This window comes from Nocardia sp. CA-129566, assembly GCF_050956075.1.
Classification (GTDB): Bacteria; Actinomycetota; Actinomycetes; order Mycobacteriales; family Mycobacteriaceae; genus Nocardia.
On sequence record NZ_CP192085.1, the window covers coordinates 3,883,412 to 3,902,837 of the forward strand.

15 protein-coding genes and 1 riboswitch are annotated in these 19,426 nt (G+C 66.1%); of the genes, 7 read left to right on the top strand and 8 right to left on the bottom strand.

Annotated features, from left to right (window positions below; genetic code table 11):
- Positions 1-114 precede the first annotated feature (114 nt).
- The 3 genes from ACQP0C_RS16910 to ACQP0C_RS16920 all read left to right on the top strand — a co-directional run bounded on the left by ACQP0C_RS16910 (position 115) and on the right by ACQP0C_RS16920 (position 3,698).
- The gene (locus ACQP0C_RS16910) at positions 115-3,051 is read left to right on the top strand and encodes a tetratricopeptide repeat protein (protein ID WP_433733831.1); all 2,937 of its coding nucleotides are present in this window, start codon (positions 115-117) and stop codon (positions 3,049-3,051) included.
- A gap of 65 nt (positions 3,052-3,116) precedes the next feature.
- On the top strand, positions 3,117-3,269 hold the full coding sequence (locus ACQP0C_RS16915; protein ID WP_433734575.1) for a helix-turn-helix domain-containing protein: 153 nt from the start codon (positions 3,117-3,119) through the stop codon (positions 3,267-3,269).
- Between the two features lie 63 nt (positions 3,270-3,332).
- A complete protein-coding gene (locus ACQP0C_RS16920; protein ID WP_433733832.1) occupies positions 3,333-3,698 on the top strand; it encodes a VOC family protein in 366 nt (121 codons plus the stop codon).
- Positions 3,699-4,060: 362 nt separating this feature from the next.
- Here the strand turns inward: ACQP0C_RS16920 and ACQP0C_RS16925 are convergent, their stop codons facing one another.
- Positions 4,061-5,710 (bottom strand): ISAzo13 family transposase, encoded by a 1,650-nt coding sequence (locus tag ACQP0C_RS16925; RefSeq protein ID WP_433733833.1) that lies wholly within the window; start codon positions 5,708-5,710, stop codon positions 4,061-4,063.
- Positions 5,711-5,946: 236 nt separating this feature from the next.
- Between ACQP0C_RS16925 and ACQP0C_RS16930 the strand changes: the two genes are divergently transcribed.
- Positions 5,947-7,251: an IS4 family transposase gene (locus tag ACQP0C_RS16930; protein ID WP_433733834.1), complete on the top strand. Its 1,305-nt coding sequence runs from the start codon at positions 5,947-5,949 to the stop codon at positions 7,249-7,251.
- A 99-nt stretch (positions 7,252-7,350) separates the two neighbouring features.
- Here ACQP0C_RS16930 and ACQP0C_RS16935 read toward each other — a convergent pair whose 3' ends face one another.
- Complete coding sequence (locus tag ACQP0C_RS16935) at positions 7,351-8,451, bottom strand: Gfo/Idh/MocA family protein (RefSeq protein ID WP_433733835.1); 1,101 nt, start codon at positions 8,449-8,451, stop codon at positions 7,351-7,353.
- Positions 8,452-8,533: 82 nt separating this feature from the next.
- On the opposite strand from ACQP0C_RS16935, the gene ACQP0C_RS16940 reads away from it, so the two are divergent.
- The 3 genes from ACQP0C_RS16940 to ACQP0C_RS16950 are packed head-to-tail and all read left to right on the top strand — an operon-like array spanning position 8,534 to position 11,385.
- Entirely contained in the window at positions 8,534-9,136 is a 603-nt protein-coding gene (locus ACQP0C_RS16940; protein ID WP_433733836.1) for a TetR/AcrR family transcriptional regulator, read from the top strand.
- A 52-nt stretch (positions 9,137-9,188) separates the two neighbouring features.
- Positions 9,189-10,319, top strand: a complete 1,131-nt coding sequence (locus ACQP0C_RS16945) for an IS5 family transposase (protein WP_433733837.1) — start codon at positions 9,189-9,191, stop codon at positions 10,317-10,319.
- The gene (locus ACQP0C_RS16950; RefSeq protein WP_433733838.1) at positions 10,264-11,385 is read left to right on the top strand and encodes a BTAD domain-containing putative transcriptional regulator; all 1,122 of its coding nucleotides are present in this window, start codon (positions 10,264-10,266) and stop codon (positions 11,383-11,385) included. Before ACQP0C_RS16945 ends, ACQP0C_RS16950 begins: the two co-directional genes overlap by 56 nt.
- A gap of 398 nt (positions 11,386-11,783) precedes the next feature.
- Here the strand turns inward: ACQP0C_RS16950 and ACQP0C_RS16955 are convergent, their stop codons facing one another.
- The 6 genes from ACQP0C_RS16955 to ACQP0C_RS16980 form a co-directional block, all read right to left on the bottom strand.
- Positions 11,784-12,503: an MgtC/SapB family protein gene (locus ACQP0C_RS16955; protein ID WP_433733839.1), complete on the bottom strand. Its 720-nt coding sequence runs from the start codon at positions 12,501-12,503 to the stop codon at positions 11,784-11,786.
- Positions 12,504-12,734: 231 nt separating this feature from the next.
- Positions 12,735-12,906, bottom strand: a riboswitch (M-box (ykoK) riboswitch).
- 298 nt (positions 12,907-13,204) lie between these two features.
- Positions 13,205-13,825 carry a TetR/AcrR family transcriptional regulator gene (locus ACQP0C_RS16960; protein ID WP_433733840.1) on the bottom strand — a complete coding sequence of 207 codons (621 nt, stop codon included), beginning with the start codon at positions 13,823-13,825 and terminating at the stop codon, positions 13,205-13,207.
- A 35-nt stretch (positions 13,826-13,860) separates the two neighbouring features.
- Entirely contained in the window at positions 13,861-15,180 is a 1,320-nt protein-coding gene (locus ACQP0C_RS16965) for a pyridoxal-phosphate dependent enzyme (protein WP_433733841.1), read from the bottom strand.
- Positions 15,180-16,796, bottom strand: coding sequence for a decarboxylase (locus tag ACQP0C_RS16970; RefSeq protein WP_433733842.1), 1,617 nt, complete (start codon positions 16,794-16,796; stop codon positions 15,180-15,182). The genes ACQP0C_RS16965 and ACQP0C_RS16970 overlap by 1 nt, the downstream gene beginning before the upstream one ends.
- A complete protein-coding gene (locus tag ACQP0C_RS16975; protein WP_433734576.1) occupies positions 16,793-18,079 on the bottom strand; it encodes a heavy-metal-associated domain-containing protein in 1,287 nt (428 codons plus the stop codon). The genes ACQP0C_RS16970 and ACQP0C_RS16975 overlap by 4 nt, the downstream gene beginning before the upstream one ends.
- A 2-nt stretch (positions 18,080-18,081) precedes the next feature.
- Positions 18,082-19,290, bottom strand: a complete 1,209-nt coding sequence (locus ACQP0C_RS16980; protein ID WP_433733843.1) for an aminotransferase class V-fold PLP-dependent enzyme — start codon at positions 19,288-19,290, stop codon at positions 18,082-18,084.
- Positions 19,291-19,426: the final 136 nt, after the last annotated feature.

The following is a 19,426-nucleotide window of genomic DNA, read 5'->3' on the forward strand; positions in this document are numbered from 1 at the left end:
ACTTTCCTACCACGCGCGGCCGAACCTTTCGAGCGACCTGCAAATAGTCGTCACCACGGGTGTCGGGCCGTCGAGGGTCGTTGGGGAGTCGATGGTGGGAATGGTGGTGCTGGTATGGGAGGAAGGTTCGCCCTTGTTATCGGATCCGAATGCCAGGCGCTCGGGGAACTGGGATTCACCGGTGAGCTGGCGACGGGGCTGTACGGGAGCCTGACCGAATCCGGCGGGTGGCGGGCGGCCACGGCGGAGCCGGGGCCGGTACTGAATCCGACGGTGGCACAGCTGGTTACGGCGGTGGACGAGGCATTCGAGGCGGCGGCGCGGGAGCAGGCGACATTATTGATCGGCTTCGTCGGGCACGGCACCGCGACCAGCGCGGAGGATTTCTTTCTGCTCGGTCATGATTCGCCCGCGGTGCCGAACTCGCATACGGCATTCCATCTGACACAGGAGATTCGCGAGCGGCTGAACCAATCGGCGCTGGATGGGCTGGTGGTACTGGTCGACGCGTGTGAGACCGAACAGGGTGTGCTCGGTGCGGCCCGGCGCTGGACCGATCTGCTGTCGCGGGCGGCGGGCCGGATGGAGTTGCTGGTCGCCGCCGGCGACGGGCCCGCATACGCCGGATGTTTCACCCGGACGTTATTGTCCACCTTCGAAGTCGGACTGCCCGCGCGCGGGGAGAATCTGCTGCCGTCGGATCTGGTCGATCCGATCGCCGCCGCATGCACCCGCCAGCAGCCCGAACATCTGTCGTTCACCTCGGGCACCGTATCCGCCGCCGAGGGCGGTGATCCCGGCCTGTGGCTGGTGCCGAATACCGCCCGTCGCCGCGATGCCGTAACCGGCCGTCCGGCAGCGGGTTTCGTCGATCACCTCACCCGCAGGCTCTTGTTGACCCCGGCCGTGCGCGAAACGCTCGACGATATTGTCGGCTCCGGCAGCAACCGGCTGCGCGGTGTGATCGGACCGCCCGGTGTCGGCAAATCGACGCTGCTGGCAATGCTCATTCGGCCGAGTCTGGTCGACACCCTGCCGCTCGCGCCCGAATACATCACGGCCGCGGTGTTCCTGACGGTCAACAGTTCCATCGAGGCGGTCGCCGCGGAACTGTCCGCGCAGCTGAGCACCCGCCTGCCCGGATTTCGTGCGGCGGTCGCGGCCGCGCGGGGGCTGGCCCGACACAGTGCCGCGGAGTTGGACGTCTTCGATATCGAGGTTCGGCAACCGCTGGCGGACTTGGGCGGATGGGGCGGCCGGGTCACTATCGTCGTCGACGGACTGAACGAACCGGAGGAGGGTACGCGGCGGCTGCTCGTCACCGCCGTCGCGGCTATGACCCGGCGTCCGGAGCTCGCGCACGTCCGGGTGATCGTCGGGATCCGAGAGGGCCTCGGCTTCGAAGACGATCCGGCGCTCGCGCATATGCACCGGATCGTGGTGGCCGAGCCGGTGGCCGAGGATATCGCCGCCATTGTGGAGTCGGCCGGATATGCGCGCACCGCCGTAGACGAGCAGGAGTGGGTCGGCTGGATCGATGCGCGGCTGGCCGAAACACCAACGGCGCGTATGGAGTCCCCGCCAGCCGCGGCCGGCTGGTTATTGGCCGGGCTGCTGGCCGAAGTGGCGACGGAGGTCACTGATCGAGTGGTCGCGGAGGATGTCGGCGTCGACGGTCTGGTCGCACTGCGGGTCGCCGCCGCCGTGCGCTCCGCGGCGGGCGACGGACCGAATATCGCGCCGAATACCACCGATGCCTGGGCGATCGGCGCGCTGCTCGGCGTGCTCGTCGCGGCGGGGGTGGGACCGGTACTGCCGCTGGAACTGCTGGACGCGGCCATGCGCGAGCTCGGGGCAGATGCGAGTATCGCCGGAATCCGTGATCTCACCGCGGGTTTGGGTGTGCTGGTGATCCGGAGTCTGCCGGGCACCGACGATGAATCGCTCGGCATAACCCATGCCGCCTTGATGCCGGGACTCGCCGATGAATGCGACCGGCTCGGCGTACACAGCGACGATGCGCACCGGGCGGTGATCGCGGCCATCGAAGCGGGCGCCACCGATCGGGTAGCCGCGTATGCCCGCGGGTCGGCGGTCCGCCACTACCTCGCCTATGGCGATGCGGCCGCCGCCTTCGGCTACCTCGAATCGTTGGAAACCACACGCGTGGTGGACAATCGGGATCTCTGGGCGGCCTGGCTGCCGAGCTTCACCGCCGCCATGGGATCCGATCATCGCGTCACGCTGCTGGTCCGCAACCATCTCGCGAACTGCCGTGGCCGCAGCGGTGATGTCGCCGCCGCTGTCGCCGAACTGGAGGAGCTGGCCCGCGACCAGACCCGGGCACTCGGCGCCGATGATCTCGATACCGTCACCACCCGCTACGACATCGCGGACTGGCGCGGACATATCGGCCAATTGGAGCGGGCTGTAGCCGAATTCGAACGACTGGTCATCGATCACGCTCGTATTCTCGGCACCGACCACCCCTGGACGCTGCGCGCCCGCAACAGCCTGGCCTACTGGCGCAGTGAACGCGGCAGTCTGCGCCGGGCGGTCATCGAATTCGAACAGCTGATCATCGATCAGGAACGCATTCTCGGTCCGGTGGATCCGCAAACCCTGCGCACCCGACTGCATCTCGCGCGTTCCCGGGCCATGGCGGGTGAACTGGTCCGCGCCTTCACCGAATTCGAGCTGCTGCTCATCGATCAGATCCGCATCCTCGGCCCGGATGACACCCAGACCCTGCGCACCCGCATCAGCATGGCGCGCTGGCGTCGGGAAAGCGGCGAAACGGCCAGGGCCATTACCGAATACGCGACCCTGCTGACCGATCAGTTGCGCATTCTCGGACCGGATCATCCGGACACCCTGCACACGCGCAACTGTCTGGCGGGCTGCCACGGTGAGGCGGGCGATATCGGCGCGGCCATCGCCGAATACGAACCGCTGCTCGCCGATCAGATCCGTGTCCTGGGCCGCGACCATCCGCACACCCTGCTGACCCGCAGCAACCTGGAGTATTGGCGGGCTCGATCCGGCGGGTAGCGCGGGCGCTGTGGCGTTACTGTTCTCGGGTGGCCATCGGCTGGCCTGTATCACAATCGCCGGAGGTGAGCCGCTACACCACGTTCCGGTACTGCCTCGACCCCACCGTCGAGCAGCGGGCTGTGCTTGCACGCCATGCCGGTGCGGTGGATCGGCACCCACGACAACCAGTTGGCAGGTACCGACTGCAATACCGTCGCGCTCATATCATGTTGTGAGCGTGGCGATTTCGAAGTCCGGCTGGTGGATACGACGAAAGACCCTGACTCTATGGTGGACAAATGGCGTCGGTCAGAAAGATCCAAGTCACCTTCGACTGTGCAGACCCTGCGCGCGTCGCTGGTTTCTGGTGTGAGGTGCTGGGCTACGAGCAGCAGGGTTCAGCATGCATCGATCCCTCAGGCGTAGGCCCGCGCTTGTACTTCCAGCGTGTGCCCGAAGGCAAGGTCGTCAAGAATCGAGTGCATATCGACGTGCGCGTCGGTACCGGGCTCGTGGGCGACGAGCGCGTGGCTGCACTCGAGGCCGAATGCGCACGACTGGTCACGCTCGGCGCGGTGCGCGTGCGACTACTGCGTGCTGATGGCGTCAATGAGTCGTGCCTGGTGATGCAGGACATCGAGGGCAACGAGTTCTGTCTCGACTGAGTGGCTGCGAGCGTGGCACCTTCGCGTGAATCCAACTGTGATCGGCTCGAACAGCCGCTCGTGCGTACCGCGCTGACCGAACCTGTCAGCGCGGATCCGTGGAAGATCAACGGACAGGTATCATCTCGGGCGGATGACCGACCGCTGCCGGCAGCGCGTGCTCATGCCGAGTTGAATGTGTTCGGTTCGGCCGGCCATCGGGTGGCCTTTCCGGGGATCGTGATCGGTCTTGGTGGGTCGCCGCCCACACGGCGAGGTAACACTGAACCCGGTCCACGACACAGGTGTGAACGTCGGTTCCCGCATCTTCCGGACTAGGCCCAATGCCGCTCACATAGGGCCCGCCGATCAATAACACGTAATCAATCGGATTCGGTTGTGCCGGAGTGGTATTGGCTGATGGCGTCGGTGAGGGTGATGCCGGTCGGATGGATGGTATGCCCGGCCAGGGTGAGCAGGGGTTTGGTCTGTGCGATCACGTTGTGGATGGTTTGCTGGTTGACGGTGAACAGTTTGGCCGGGGCGCGTTGGTTTGTGGAGAACCGCTGGTAGAGCAGGGTGATCGCGAGACGGTCGTCGAGGGTGAGGACGGCTCTGCGGCCGGTTCCGGGCGCTGTCTGGCGGGTGCCGCCGCGTCGTTGTTGTAGTCGGGCCTCGCGTTGGGCGTGCCGGGTCACGGTCAGCGTCTGGATGAGTTCGTCCCACTCGGGTGGAGTCAGTCCTGTCAGTGCCGGGGCGCGTAGCCAGGTCGTGTCGGGTCGGACGGGTGGAGTCGTGTCGTCGGTAGCGATGGTGGGCTGCACTGGTTCCGGGGCGATGGTGTAGTTCCAGTCGCCGTGCCAGTCGTGTCGGGTGATCGGCACGGCGGAGAACTCGTTGTCGTCGATCTTCACCCCGGTTGGGTAGTTGCCGGTGTCGAGTTCGGCGTGGACTCGCAGTCCGGTGCCGGTGGTGGTCGCCGCGATCGTGTTGAGGACCACTTCGTGGCTGGTCAACGGCCGTCCCCGCCAGTTCATAGTGATGTGGGAGAACAAGCGGTGCTCGACCTTGTTCCACTTGGATGTGCCCGGCGGAAAATGGCAGACCGTGACGTGAAGCCCGGTTTCGGTGGCGAAGCCGGCCAGCTCGGTCTTCCACGCCCGGGTCCGGTAACTGTTGGAACCACCGGCGTCAGCGGTGATCAGCAGCCGTTGGCTGTCGGGGTATTCGGCGCGGCCCCGGCCGCGCCACCAGCGCCGCAACGACTCGACGGCGAACGCGGCAGTGTCGTGGTCGATCCCGACGTTGACCCATCCGCTGTTGGCTGCCAGGTCGTAGATCCCGTACGGGATCGCCTTTCCCAGCTCGGCGTCGGGAAAGTCGTGGGTGTTGACCCGCAGCGGCTCACCGGACGGTCGCCATTCGCGCCCGCCGCCTGCGTAGCGGCCGATCAGCTCCTTCTTCTTGGTGTCCACACTGACCACCGGATCACCCGTGTCCTGATGGTCTTTGACCTGGTCGTTGAGGTAGCGGAACTGGTCGTCACGGTCGGCGTGGCGAGCACCCTCGATCGTCTTCGCGTTGGCTTGCAAGCTGAACCCCTCCTCCCGCAGCAGATCGGCCACCACATCCGCCGACACCCGATGCCCCCTGGCGGCCAGTTCGCCGGCCAGCGCGCGAGTCGATTTCGTCGTCCACCGCAGCGGCGACATCGGATCGCCCCGCTCGTCGGGCTCCACCAGCGACAACAACGCCGACCGCAGCCCCGGATCCACCTCGACCAGCCGCTTGCGGCCCCCACCACGACGCCGCACCCGACCCAACGGCGCCTCACCAGCCTCCAACTCGGCCACTCCCTTCGACACCGTCGCCTCTCGCACCCCAGCAGCCACAGCCACCGCCCGGCCCCCGCCCCGACCGAGCATCCGAGCCTCCGCCGCCAATACCAGCCGCCGCTGTCGTTCGTCCAGATGCGCAAGCAACGCACCGAACTTCACCGCCAGATCCTCCACGGTCACCACGAAATCGCGCATACCACAACATCATTCGAAAACACGGAATGTTACGGGTTAATTCGCGGCGGGCCCATAGGCCGGTGACCTGGCTGTCAAGTCGTGGTGGTGAGTGAGCAGGGGTTGCGAATTCGGTTGCGGTGCTGGGTGTCGTGAGATGAAAACAGCGGAACTCTAGTAGAGAAGGTTCGTCGGCCAAGACAATCCTTCAAGCTGGAGTTCCGCTGTCTGCTCAGTGTGTCATCAAACGTGAATCAGTGGTAGCCACAGGGGCTTTCGCACCCGGTCACCTGGGAGAACTGACCCGGATCATCCCGTTCGAGATGGTCGACGCGGTGCTGGAGTCGACCCGGGCGGTGCAGGCCAGGGTCCGGGCACTGCCGTCGCGGGTGGTGGTGTATCTGCTGCTGGCCGCAGTGTTGTTCGCCGAGCTCGGCTACGAGCAGGTGTGGGCGCGGATGACCGCGGGCCTGGCCGGTGTGCCGGTCGCCGATCCAGTGTCCTCGGCGTTGTCCCAAGCCCGCCGCCGGATCGGCATCGCACCGCTGCGTGCGTTGTTCGACCTGATCAAGGGCCCCGCAGCGGGTGCGGCCCGGTGGCGGGGCCTGCTGGTGTGCGCGATCGACGGCACCTCGATGTTCACCCCCGACAGCCCCGCCAACGTGGCCGCCTACGGTCACGCCGGCGGCGGCAACGGCCCGTCCGGGTATCCGATGCTGCGGCTGCTGGCCGTGGTCGCCTGCGGCACCCGCACCGTGATCGACGCCGTGTTCGGGACGCCCAGCGTCGGCGAGATCACCTACGCACCACCCCTGCTGGGCTGCCTGGGCAACGACATGCTGCTACTGGCCGACCGCAACTTCGCCGCCGCGGACCTCATCGGCGCCGTCGCGGGCACCGGAGCCGATCTGCTGTTCCGCTGCCGCAACAACCGGAAACTCCCCATGACCGGCCGCTGCGGCGACAACTCGTGGCTCACGCGGATCGGCACCACCACCGTCCGCGTGATCGCGGCGACCATCCTCGTCCACCAATCCGGCGGCCCTGCCCGCACAGAACGCTACCTGCTGATCACCACGTTGACCGACCACAAGCGTTACCCCGCACCCGAATTGGTGTCTTTGTATCACCAGCGATGGGAGATCGAAACCTCCTACCTGGAACTGAAATCCACCATCCTCGGTGGACGAGTACTGCGAGCCCGCACTCCCGACGGCATCGCCCAAGAGATCTACGCCCTGCTCGTCACCTACCAAGCCCTGCGCATCGCCATCACCGATGCCACCGTCACCACCGGCACCACCGCCGACCGAGCCAGCTTCAGCATCGCTCTCAACACCGCCCGCGACCAGCTCATACTCGCAGCCGGAATCATCGCAGGCACCACCATCGACCTCATCGGCACGATCGGCCACGCTGTGCTCGACCACCTCCTGCCCGCCCGCCGCCAGCGAACATGCCCCCGCATCGTCAAACGCGCAATCTCCAAACACCGCGCCAAAGGCAACATCGACCGAAACAGCTACAAGATCACGATCAACATCACGATCAACAGCGGTTGACGACAGCCCAACCGGCCTATGTGAGCGGCATTGGGACTAGGCCGTGTCTCCCGAATCGCGTGTTTGGTCGTGCCGGCCGCCGACGAGGTGTCGGGTTCCTCAGGAGGTTGGCACCCGTGTCGCGGTGTCTGCCGATCGACGGATGGCGTCGAGCAGACGGTGCATGTGGACCCCGTCATCGAAGGTCGGGACCGTCGTGGTGCCGGTTCGGATGTTCTGTGCCAGTGCCGCATATAGTCTCGCGACGTTGCCGACTTCGGTGCCGAGCGTCATGTCCGCCAGCGGATCCTCGCCCTGCAGCGGCTGCCAGGAACCCTCGCCGCGGGAACCCAGCAGGCGCAGTTCACTCAACGAAATGCCGCCCGCCCCATTGGCGCCGGAAACGATCGCCAGATCCCCTGCGGTGCCTGAGATCTCTATCCGGCTGTGACCGTTGGTCACCTTGGAGTCATGGATGTGAGCCGACACCACAACTCCGTCCGCCGTGACGGCGTCGAGCAGCAGATGGTTCGGAGTGGTGACACTAATTGCCGTGTCGGTTTCCTCGATCACGGCATGCGGGTAGCGGATGGCGAGCCGGGCCGACAGGTCGGTGAAACCGCCGATCAGGTACTCGACCGCGTCGAACGTGTGCCCGCCGACAATCTCCACGATGCCCGCACCATTGCGCTGGTCGAGGGTGTAGGCCGCCCAAGCCGGTACCCGCGTGCCCGCACCCAGGTGACGTGCGGAGTACACGGTCGCCGAAACAACGTCCCCCACATAACCTTCCGCGAGCAACTGGCGGGCGCGGGCGATCGCCGGCGAGTATCGGGTCTGCAGGCCGACCACGTGGCGGACGCCCGCGTCTGAGGCGAGCTCGGCCAACGATTCGGCCTCGGCGGTGTTCAGTGCGAGTGGCCACTCGCAGTAGACATGTTTGCCCGCCGCCAGCGCCAGGCGGATTAGCTCCGCATGTGCGGGCACCTTCACCGTGATCGCCACCAGGTCGACCTCGGGATCCTGCGCAAGCTGGCGCGGATCGGTAAACGCGTGCGTCGCGCCGAATATCCGCAACGCCCTCTGCGCGCTCTCCGCGCGGCTCGTGCCCACGGCGGTGATCCGGAAGTCCTCGAGCGCCTGCAGCGCGGGAACATGTGCGCGCACGGCCCAACCGCGGTCGGGACTGGCGCCGACGATACCTACCCGAATGGGGTCCATGATCACTCCTTACATAAGCGGACCTGTAAAGTCCGTTTATAGCTAACCGGACTCCCCAAGTCCAGTTGTTAGGCTGGTGGATGTGATCAGTGCCGTGGACCGACTACTCGCCGATGAGGCTGGCCAGGCACCCCGTGCCGATGCCCGGCGCAACCTCGAGCGCCTGGTCGCGGCGGCGCGGTCGGCACTGGCCGAGGTCGGGGTCGAGGTCACCGCTCAGGAGATCGCTCAGCGCGCCGGAGTTGGCAAGGGCACCTTCTATCGGCGGATTCCCTCGCGGGAGACGCTGCTGCAGGTCGTCCTGGAGGAGGTGCTGGGCGACATGATCTCCAACGCCGATCGCGCGATCGCCGACCCCGATCCATGGCACGGGTTCACCGACTTCGCGTCGGTGTATGTGCGACTGCGCACCGAGAGCTGCGGCGCCAACGAGGCGCTGGGCGGTGCCGGTTTGCCGGGCTTGGATCAGTTACTGGCTGAAATACGCGCACGGATCAGGTGTTTGGTCGAAGCGGCGCAGAGCGCGGGCGAGATGCGACGCGATATCGCCTGGCAGGATGTTGCTTTCCTGCTCGCGGGAGTCTCGACCGACTCGCATACCATCGGACTTCAGGCCGACAGCGGTCAGTGGAGCCGCAACCTGCGGATCGTCCTCGACGGACTCAGGGACCGCAACCGCTCCTAGCGTTTCTCCCGAATATTCGGTCTTGACTGGCGAAGATTGGCCGGTGACGCGGATGGGTGTGATTTCTGATGAGTTCTGGACGGCTGTCGAACCGGTGATGCCCTCGGATAAGGGCAAGCGGGGCAACAGGTTCAGTGATCATCGGTTGATGCTGGAGGGTATCGCCTGGAGGTTCCGCACGGGCAGTCCGTGGCGGGATCTGCCCGCCGATTTCGGGCCGTGGCAGACGGTGTGGAAGCGGCATCTTCGGTGGTCTCTGGATGGCACCTACGACGAGATGTTCACCCGGGCGGCGGCGGTGTTCGGGTTCCACACCGAGATGGCTGCGATATCGAGAAGCTGCTGTCGGTCGACTCGACGAGTGCGCGGGCGCATCAGCATGCCGCAGGTGCTCGCTCGGACACGCTCGCCACAGGGGGCTCTGTCGAATTACAAGAAAGCCGCCGATGAGCCCGCCGACCACGCGCTGGGCCGCTCGCGTGGCGGGCTGACCACGAAGATCCATGCCCTGACCGATCAGCGCCAAGCCCCGGTCGCGGTCCGGTTGACCGCGGGCCAGGTCGGGGACAATCCCCAGCTGGTGCCATTGCTGGAGGACTACGCCCAGACCCGCCGTGCCGCGGGCAAGCCCGGCCGCGACTTCCGGCTGCTCGGCGACAAGGCGTACTCGCATCCCAGCACACGAACCGAATTGCGTTCCAGAAGAATCAAACACACCATCCCCGAACGCAAAGACCAGATCGCCCGGCGCAAGGCGAAGTGGCCGGCGGGAGGCCGGCCACCTGCGTTCGACCCCGAACTTTACGGTCTGCGCAACACCGTGGAACGGGGCTTCAATCGGCTCAAACAGTGGCGCGGCATCGCGACCCGCTACGACAAGTACGCGCTGACCTACCTCGGTGGCGCCCTATTGGCTTGCGCCGTCATCCACGCCCAGGTCGGGACTGGGAGACACAGCCTAGTTTCACCAGTACCCATAGGACGCCGGTCAGCGCCTTCCCGTCCGCAGGCATTGGTGCCCCGGCCTCTTGCTCCGGGGGCTTGTGGCGGAAACCGACGACGCCCGAGAAGGGCGGTGTCCGAGAATACCCACAAGGGTTTTCAGACACGCTGTAAGGAGTGCCGGGATGGCCGAAACGCGGGCGCAATTCGGCGTGCTCGGGCCGGTGCAGCTGTCGATTGATGGCGTCCAGCGGTCGGTCGGCGGGCCGAAACAGCGTGCGGTGCTGGCATATCTGGTGATCAATGCCAATCATCCGGTCTCGGTGGACGCGCTCGCCGAGGCGGTGTGGGAACAAAGGCCGCCCTCGGATGTGCGGGCGAGTCTGCACGCCATCACCTCGAATCTGCGCAAACCGCTGCGCGATGCGGGACTCGATGCCCGGGCCGTACTCGCCCAGGTCGGCGCCGGCTACCGGATCGCGGTGGCCGACGGAGCCTGTGACGTGCAACGGTTCCGCGCGCGCAAGGAGTCGGGGCTGCGCGATCTGGCGGCCGGGCGATTCACCGCGGCGAGCGAAGCGCTGTCCGGTGCGCTGGAGCAGTGGCGGGGGCCGGTGCTGGCGGATCTGCGTGGGCTCGGATTCGCCGACGCCTACGCCGCCGCGCTCGATGATGAGCGGATCGGGGTTATCGAAGCGCGCGCCTCGGCCGATATCGCACGCGGCCGTGCCAATGGTGTCGCCGCCGAACTCGCCCTGATCGTCGGGGCGCACCCGCTGCGAGAACCATTGTGGGAGAAACTGATCACCGCGCTGTATATCGGCGGGCGGCAATCCGACGCGCTCGCGGCGCTGCGCCAGCTGCGCACCACACTCGACGACGAACTCGGCATCGATCCGGGTCCGGCGATCCAGGAGTTGGAGGCGCGGATTCTGCGTCAGGAGCCGCTGAGCGCCCGTGCGGTGGCCGATGCGACGGTGACCCGGGCGAGCACCATTGTCGAGCAGTCGGTGGCGGGTGCGCGCGCGGAGTTGCGCGATACGGACGGCACGGTCTACCCGCTCGCCGGATCGGTGACTCGGATCGGGCGGTTGCCCGATAACGATATCGTGCTCGAACACGGCAAGGTCAGCCGTCAGCACGCGGTGCTGGTGGACAACGGATCGAGCTTCGTGATCAAGGATCTGTGGTCGTCCAACGGTGTGTACGTCGATGGCGAGCGCATCATCGACAGCGTGGCACTCACCGACGGCGCGGTGCTGCGCATCGGCGGATTCGAATTGATCTTCACTCTGGTGCCGCAGTGAAAGATCCAGTGCCGCAGCCATTCGACGTATCATGCCGATCGCGGAGTGAAGATCTGTGCGGCCGTGTCGGCGGTGATCCGATCGGAATATAGGAACCGAGTCCGGCCGCGACGAGTGTGGTCGATCCGTACTGCACCATTTCGGCGACGATGGACGCGTTCCATGCCCCGCCTGCCGCGGTGATCGCGCCGCTCACATAGCTCGGGAAGATGGCGGGCAGGATGAGCTTGCGCCACCAGAGTGCCCGTGGCAGTTGCAGATTCGCGGCCCCGCGATACTCGTCGAGATCCGCACGATTGCCCGGATGAGTACCGCCGCACCGACAAAAACCAGCACATCGGCCGCGCGATTGTGTGGCCGATCGAGAGCGTCCCGCGACGGGTAGCCGCGCAATATGGTCATGCCCGCGCCTCGTCCGCCGAATCGTCGACCGAGATATGCCAGCCGACGCTGGTGACCGACGGTTCCAGGCTGAGCCGGCTCACCGCCGATTCCATCTGCCGGTCATCGCGCTGATCACCGGTCAGTTCGGCGCGGACCTCGACCCGGCCGCAGGTATCGGTATTCGCGCTGGCCACCGAGATGAGCCGGAAGTCGGTGCGGGTCAAGGCCTGTACGAGCAGCGCCCGCACATGGGCCTCCTGCTCGTCAGTGGTCACCGCGACGAAGACATAGGAGGCGCGTTGTTCGGCGGCGGCATCGGGATGCCGGTCCACCGCACGTCCGGCGGCGCGCAGCGCGATGTTCACCACCACGACCGCAAGGGTGCCCGCGGCCGCGGTGGTGAACATGCCCGCACCGGCCAGCGCGCCGACGGCGGCCGAACACCACAGTGTCGCAGCGGTATTGAGTCCGCGCACATTCAAACCGTCGCGGATGATCACACCGGCGCCGAGGAAACCGATGCCGGAGACGATCTGCGCGGCCACCCGGGTCGGGTCGGCGTCGCCGCCATGAAAGCCGTGCGCGGACAGCAGCACGAACAGCGTCGCGCCCGCGGCGACGAGGGCATTGGTGCGCAGCCCGGCCATCCTGGCCCGGTACTGCCGCTCGAATCCGATCACCGCGCCGAGGCCGACACCGGCCAGCAACCGCAGGATCATCTCTACCGTTGACATGAGGCACTCCCTGACTAGGTCGAGCGCACCATCGAACAGCAGGCTACGGGCTCATCCCGTGGTGGATTCCGCCGTGGAGGTGTCGCCGCGTGAATATTTGGCTAACAGGGGTTCGGGACTATCACTGCCGGTCATCCGGCCCACCTCCTTCCACCGATCCGGCACACGGCAGCGCCGAGCGCGATATGTCATCGTCACCGAGCCTGTGGGAACCCGGCGAATATGCCGGTGAGTACCCCTCCTCGTAAGACCTTTGGCACTTCACGGCGTGAACCCGACCACGTCGGGAGCCAATCGGGGTCACCCCTTAAGCCGGGGAGACCTGTCCTGACCCGGGGCGTCTCTCGACGTTCGGGGTCGCTGGCCTATATCCGTGAAGGAGCCTCAGCGAACGATCGGCACCTTGCGTCCGCTAGTAAACACCCGCCCGGCTCATCTGGCAAATGCGGCGGCAAAGCCCACCGCGCTGCTAGCGGTGATGGTGGAAACTATCGGGATGAGTGGCGACGATCGGTGCTGGGCGGGGACGGCGTTACTACCGCCCGGGACGTTGGCGGGCACCGGTGAACTCGGCCCGGTGCGGATTCGCCGACAGCTCGCATCTGAATCGGGTGTGCCGACGCGTATTCGGCCGTGCTCCTTCGGAATTCGCTCGCCTGCACTGGATCACCGAATTTCCCGCCCGAGCATATTCGCCGGAGTCAATAGATGCTGCGGTAGGCGGCGATGGTCGCCACGCAGTGGTCGATCACCTGTTCACGTGTGGCGCGCAGCGAGCCGTTCAACCAGGCGGAGAACATGCCCGCATTACCGCTGGCCATGGTGAGGGCGGCCAATCTGCGCCGCACCGGGTCCTCGATATGGGCGAAGAGGTGATCCTGCATGAGGCGGGTGAACACCGGCATCACCGCGATGGTGGTCTGACCGAGGCCGGTGCTGGAATACGGTTCGACCAGGAACAGCCGCGATTTGCGTGGGTCGGCGAGTACCTTGTCGACCACGATTTCGGACAGTTCGCGGTCGCGGGAGGGATCGGCGGCCGCGAACGCGGTCATCGGCTCCAGGAATTCGTCGGCGACCTGGCGGTAGAGCACGTCCAGGAGTTCGTCGCGGCTGGCGAAGCTCTCGTAGAAGTACCGGTCGGTGAGATTGGCGCGCCGACATACCGCGCGCATGGTGACCCCGCTCGCGCCCGATTCGCCGATCAGGTCGAGCGCGGCCTCGAGCAGTGCGACGCGTCGGGCCTCCCTGCGCTCGGTGAGCGTGGTTCCGCCCCAGATCCGGGGACCGGCATCGTCGTCTGATTCCTGGCCTGTCTGCACCCGCCCACATTAATGCCTGGCTGTCATGACCGGGTTCAGCCGCCGCGTTCCAGGGCAAATCCGGCATCACGCCATGCGACGATCCCGCCGCCGAGGCTGCTGGCGTCGAATCCGGCCTGCCGGGCGATGGCTGCGAAGCGCAGCGATAATTCGCCGACCGGACAGACGAAGATCAGCGGCCGCGAGCGTGGGAACGGTATGCCGTGGGTGAACATATCGTCGAGTTGATCGTCGCGGATATTGATCGCGCCCGGCACGTGGCCGATGCGGTAGGCCATCGCGCCGCGGGTGTCCACGATGGTGGGTCGGTCGGTGCGATCGAGTTCGGCCAGCTCATGTGGGGTCAGGGCGGGGGTGGCGGCGAGGTCGGCGGCGCTGGGTGCGGGGCGGCGGTCGGCGCGGTCGAACAGTTCCGGTCTGCGCTTCTTGAGGTAGGACAGGTACGGTTCCAGCCGATCGCAGACGATGAATACCGCGACCGCCGGCTCCTGCACCGAAATGGCGTGCTCACCAAGGGCTTCCAGTGCGGCCGCATAGCTGGCGCCACTGGTCGGACCGGCCAGGATGCCGTAACCGGTGGCGAGTGCGAGGGTGGCGTCCACCGCGCGGGCGGAGTCGATGGTGACGATGCGGTCGTAGAAATCGGGTTGGAACAGCCCGACATCCCACATTTCGCTTTCGGAGCGGATGCCGGGTATGAAGTCCGAGCGATCGGAAACGACCGCGATGGTGCGCAATTCGGGATTGTGCTTGCGCAGGTAGGTGGCCGTGCCGCGGGTGGAGCCGGTGGTGCCGAGTCCGCCGACGAGGTAGTCGACCCGGGTGATGCCGTCGGCGGCGAGGTCTTCGTGGATCTCGCGGCCGGTGCCGTGGTGATGTGCCTCGATATTCTTCTCGTTGGTGTACTGCGAGGGGTGATAGTAGGCGTCCGGATCCCTGGTCATGGTCGCCTCGATCGCCGAGTACACGTCATTGGGCGTGGTCGGATCCGGACATTCGGACAGGCCGGGCAATTCCACGATCTCGGTACCGAACAGCTGCAAAAGATCGCGCACCTCGGCGACCTTGATCCGGTTGGTCACCGCGCGCAGGCCGATGCCGTGCACCGCGCCCAATATCCGCAGTGCCTTTGCGGTATTGCCGCTGGACGCCTCGATGAGTGTCTGTCCGCTGGCGATGATGTCGTCGAGATCATCGCGGATCATGCCCCAGGCCACCCGGTCCTTGACCGAGCCGAACGGATTGTGCGACTCCAGTTTCGCGTACAGCTCGACATTGTCGAGTCCGTGCGCCGCCGGATCCAGCCGCAGCAGCGGTGTATTGCCGATCAATTCGGTGATGTGGTCATAGCGCATTACGGCGCTCCGGAAGGTCGGCGCGGCAGCGGCGGACGGCGCGGACCGCGCGGGGGTGTGCGGCGCGGCGGCGGAAGGCCGACCGGGATGAGCGGTTCGTAATCGGCATCGCGGTACACCTGGAAACTGCCGGTGCGGTGTACCACAGCGAGTTTCGCGGGCAGTGGATGCATCGAGGCCGATGCCGCGGACAGATCCATGTGGTAGGCGGCGGTATTCGGGAACACCACCAGATCGCCTTGGCGCGGGCGCTCTGGCAACCACACCTTGTGGTTGGTGATCAGATCGCGCTCCAGGCACAGGCGTCCGGCGAAATACACACCGACAGGGCCGGATTCGGGCTCGGGACGCAGCGTGGGCATGGTGTCGGCGGCACCGCGCAATGGTGTCACACCATCGCCTGCCGCGGTGCCGTCGCGACCGGCCGCGACGGCACCGGGTGCGCCGCTCGGCATATGCGCGATGCTGGGCAGGACCAGCGGATCGATCATGACCTCCTGATCGGCCGGGGTCACCTGATCGCGGCTGAGATCGAGATTGACCAGCACCGTGCCGTCGGCGAGCTCCTTGACGAATTCCACCCGCGCCACCGTCACCCCGGCATGATCCACCAGCGCCTTTCCCGGCTCGAGCCAGATATCGAGCATATTGTCCCCGGTCACCTGGGCGACGGTGCGGCCGCCGTGCCGCTCCAAGGGCGCGCCGAGCAGATCATCGAGCATCCGCGTGGCCGGCACCGTATTCGCGTACTTGTGGAAGACCGGAATCCCGTGCACCGCACCATTATCGACGTGATAGCCGAAGGTATTGTTCGACCAGCTCATCGGTTCCCCGCGGCCGAGCAGGGATTCGCGCAGCGCGCGCACATACTCGTCGAACCGATCCGCGTCGGCGGTGAACACCTGCCGGAAGCCGCCACCGATATTCAGTACCGAGGGGCCGAGCCCGTGTTCGTATGCGCGTTCGACCAGGGCCAGACAGGCGTCGATGGCACGGACGCGTTCCGCGGGATCGCCGGAATCGATATGAAATGCGAAGCCCAGGAACATGATTCCCCGTCGGTTGGCCGACAGCAGATCGAATGCGCGATCCATATGCGCCAGCGGCACCCCGAATCGGCTCACCGATGTTTCGTCGAAGCCGGAAACCCGCAGCAGCACGGGAACTCGCGCGCGATCACCGGCCAACTCGGTGATCCGGCGCAGCTCCCATAGATTGTCGACATTGATGGTCACCCCGCAATCGATCAGATCACGTAGGAACGCTTCACCTTTCGGACCGGTCACCTCGATGCGCATCGGCCCGAATCCGGCGCCGATGGCACTGGTGAGCTCGTGCGCGGAGGCGACGTCGATCGCGATGCCAGCGTGTTCGGCAGTGCGTACGAAGGCGCGGGACTGATTCACCTTGTGCGCGTAGCAGATTCGATAGCGCGCACCACTGCGGTCGAGTACGGCGCGCAACCGTTTCAGGTTCTCCGCATAGACCTGCGGAAATACCAGGTGGATCGGGGATCCGAAGCGAATGAGTGTCTCTTCGACGGCCTCGCGGGTATCGAGAAAGGCGCGCACCAGCGGATGGATCTTCGCGGGTAGCGCCGGTAGCGGCGCCGTCATACCGCGGTTTCCGTGGGCTGCGACCGCGACGAATCCAATGCGGCATGCGCCGGTTTCTCGGCCACCGGGTTGTAGCCGCCGTCGCGGATCGATTCGAACGCGCGGGCCCGATTGCGCGGACTTCGGAATTCGGCGACCACCCGTTTACTGGGCAGATCGATCTCGAGCACCGTGACGCCCATCGTCTCCAACACCCCGGTGATGGTGCGGACACAGTGCTGGCAGCTCATATCCGGCACATAGAAGATCTGATCCTCGGCGGTGGCGGGTGCGTCGGCGGTGCGTTCGTCGAGATCGGCGCTCACCTCGGTGATCCGGATCCGCTCGACGAGCTGTGTGAAGATCGCGACGAATTGGTCGACCACCACCGGCAGTAGGCTGTAGTGCCCGCCACCGAGATTATGGGGCATAGCGGCCAGACATGCGGGCCGGGTATTCGGCGGCAGCAGCGCGTACTGCCGGGAAATCAGATCGAGGTCGTCGTGGTACTTGGCGATGGCCGCGGCCACGCTCAGTCCCTCCACCCGGGTGGCGCGCCGCATGACGGTGTGCGCATCCTCGATGGTGGCGTCCTTCATCGCGCGCAGCGTGGCCACGGTATCGGCGGTGTAGCGAACCGTGCCGTCGGGCTGGGCCGACAGCGTCACCGGAATCATCCCGCGCCGGTAGGTAGAGGCCTGTAACTCCCAGTACCAGCGCGTGGCGACCGCCGCGAAAATGCCGGAATCATGCATGCCCCTGGCGAATTCGGCCGCACTGCGATAATGCGTCTGACGGGCGAGCAGTGCGTGCTGGGCCAGTGCGCGCCCGGCGGCCTCGATGCCGACCCGCATGATCTCGATCGGATCGTGATCGGTGGTGGTGCCGTCGAGCACCGCGTGCTCGCGCGGGCCCAGGCCTTCGACACGTTGTGCCAGTGCAGAATTCGCGGCCAGGGCATGCCACAGCAGCAGAACCGTTTCGCGCATGGCGATCGGTATGAGCGGGCCGAGGCCGTCGGCCCGGAAGTGCCCGGTATTGGGGATGCCGTCGCTATCGGTCCAGGCGATGCGGTGTGTCGCACTGGTGACCTGATGCGGCTGACACGGGCGCATGAAATTCTGCAGGTACAGCCGCTGCGAGTAGGTGAGGTGGCTATTGGGCTCGGGACGCAGTGCGGCGCAGGTGTATTCGATACCTCGAACGGAGGGAATCGCGATGGGGGTGGTGAACAACCCGGGTTCGGTGAGTCCCGCCAGCACCCGGGACGCGGCCCGCCTGTCATAGCGCGGGGTGTCGTCCATTTTCACGTGACCTCCTCGGCAATCGTCGTGACGCATGTCGTGAAGCGGTCGATCTCGTCGAGGGTGTTGTAGATGTGCGTGCTGACCCGCACCGAGTCCGCGCTGTCGTGGTCACCCCCGGGCGTGCAGTGCAGGCCGGTGCGAACCAGAAAACCCAACTCGCTCAACACGAATCCGAGATCCGTCGCGGAGATGCCCGCGAGTGTGAAGGACACGATGCCGTAGCCGATCGCGCACGGTGCATGCGCTGGCCCTGGCAGAAATTCCAGGCCCGGCACCGGACGTAGGTTGTCGATGAGCCGCAGTGTCAGTGCGCGATTGTGCGCGGCGATGACGTTGACATCCAGCGACTCCAGCACCTCCAGTGCGCTGCCGAGGGCCAGGATGCCCGGAATGTTGTGTGTACCGCCCTCGAGCAGTTCCGGCATTCCGGCCGAGGCCAATCCCGCGTCGGTGATGTCGACCCCGGTATTGCCGCCGGGCAGGAACGGCAGTAGCCGATCGTGAACTCTGCGGTTGCAGTACAGGATTCCGGTACCCGGCGCACCGAACATCTTGTGCGCCGCGAAGACCGCGAAGTCGGCACCGAGTTCGGTGACGTTCACCGGCAGATGCCCGCCGCTCTGGCTGCAGTCGAAGCACAGCAGGATTTCGGGGTCGATCAGGCCGCGCAATTCCTCCAGCGTGGTGAGGCCGCCGAAGACATGGTGCAGATGGCTGGTGGTGATCAGCCGAGTGCGCGGGGTGATCTTGGCCAGGATGTCGTCGGTATCGGCCTCGCCCAGTGCGGTCACCCGATAGGGGACCAGTTCGATGCGGCGGCCGAAGCGGGCGAGCACCTGCCGCAGATGGTGCCACGGATGCACATTCGAGGCGTGATCGCGTGGGTTGTAGAGGATTTCGTCGCCGTGCTCGAGTTCGGCCAGACCCCAGGACAGTGCGACCGCATTGAGCGCGGCGGTCGCGCCGCCGGTGAAAACCACCTCATCGGGCGTCGCGGCGCCGAGGAAGCTCGCCGTGCGGTCCCGAACCCGGGCCAGGCGGGTGGTCAGGTTGGTGGCCCACGGGTAGGTACCGCGACCGGCATTGGCCGTGCGTGAGGTGTGGTAGCGGTGGATGGTCTCGATGACCGGCAGCGGCTTCTGCGTGGTGGCCGCGCTGTCGAGATAGACCTCGCTGGATTCGGCGAGAGCCGGAAAGAGTCCGCGCACGGGGGCGGTAGTGGGGGGTGGCGGTATCGGTGGGGTGCAGACCGGCCGGGTGGTGGATGGTCGGGCTTGGTGCGTCCCGGACGCAGGTGAGCGCAACGTGCCATTCCCTTCCGAGAACCGCGCTGGACGCCACCAA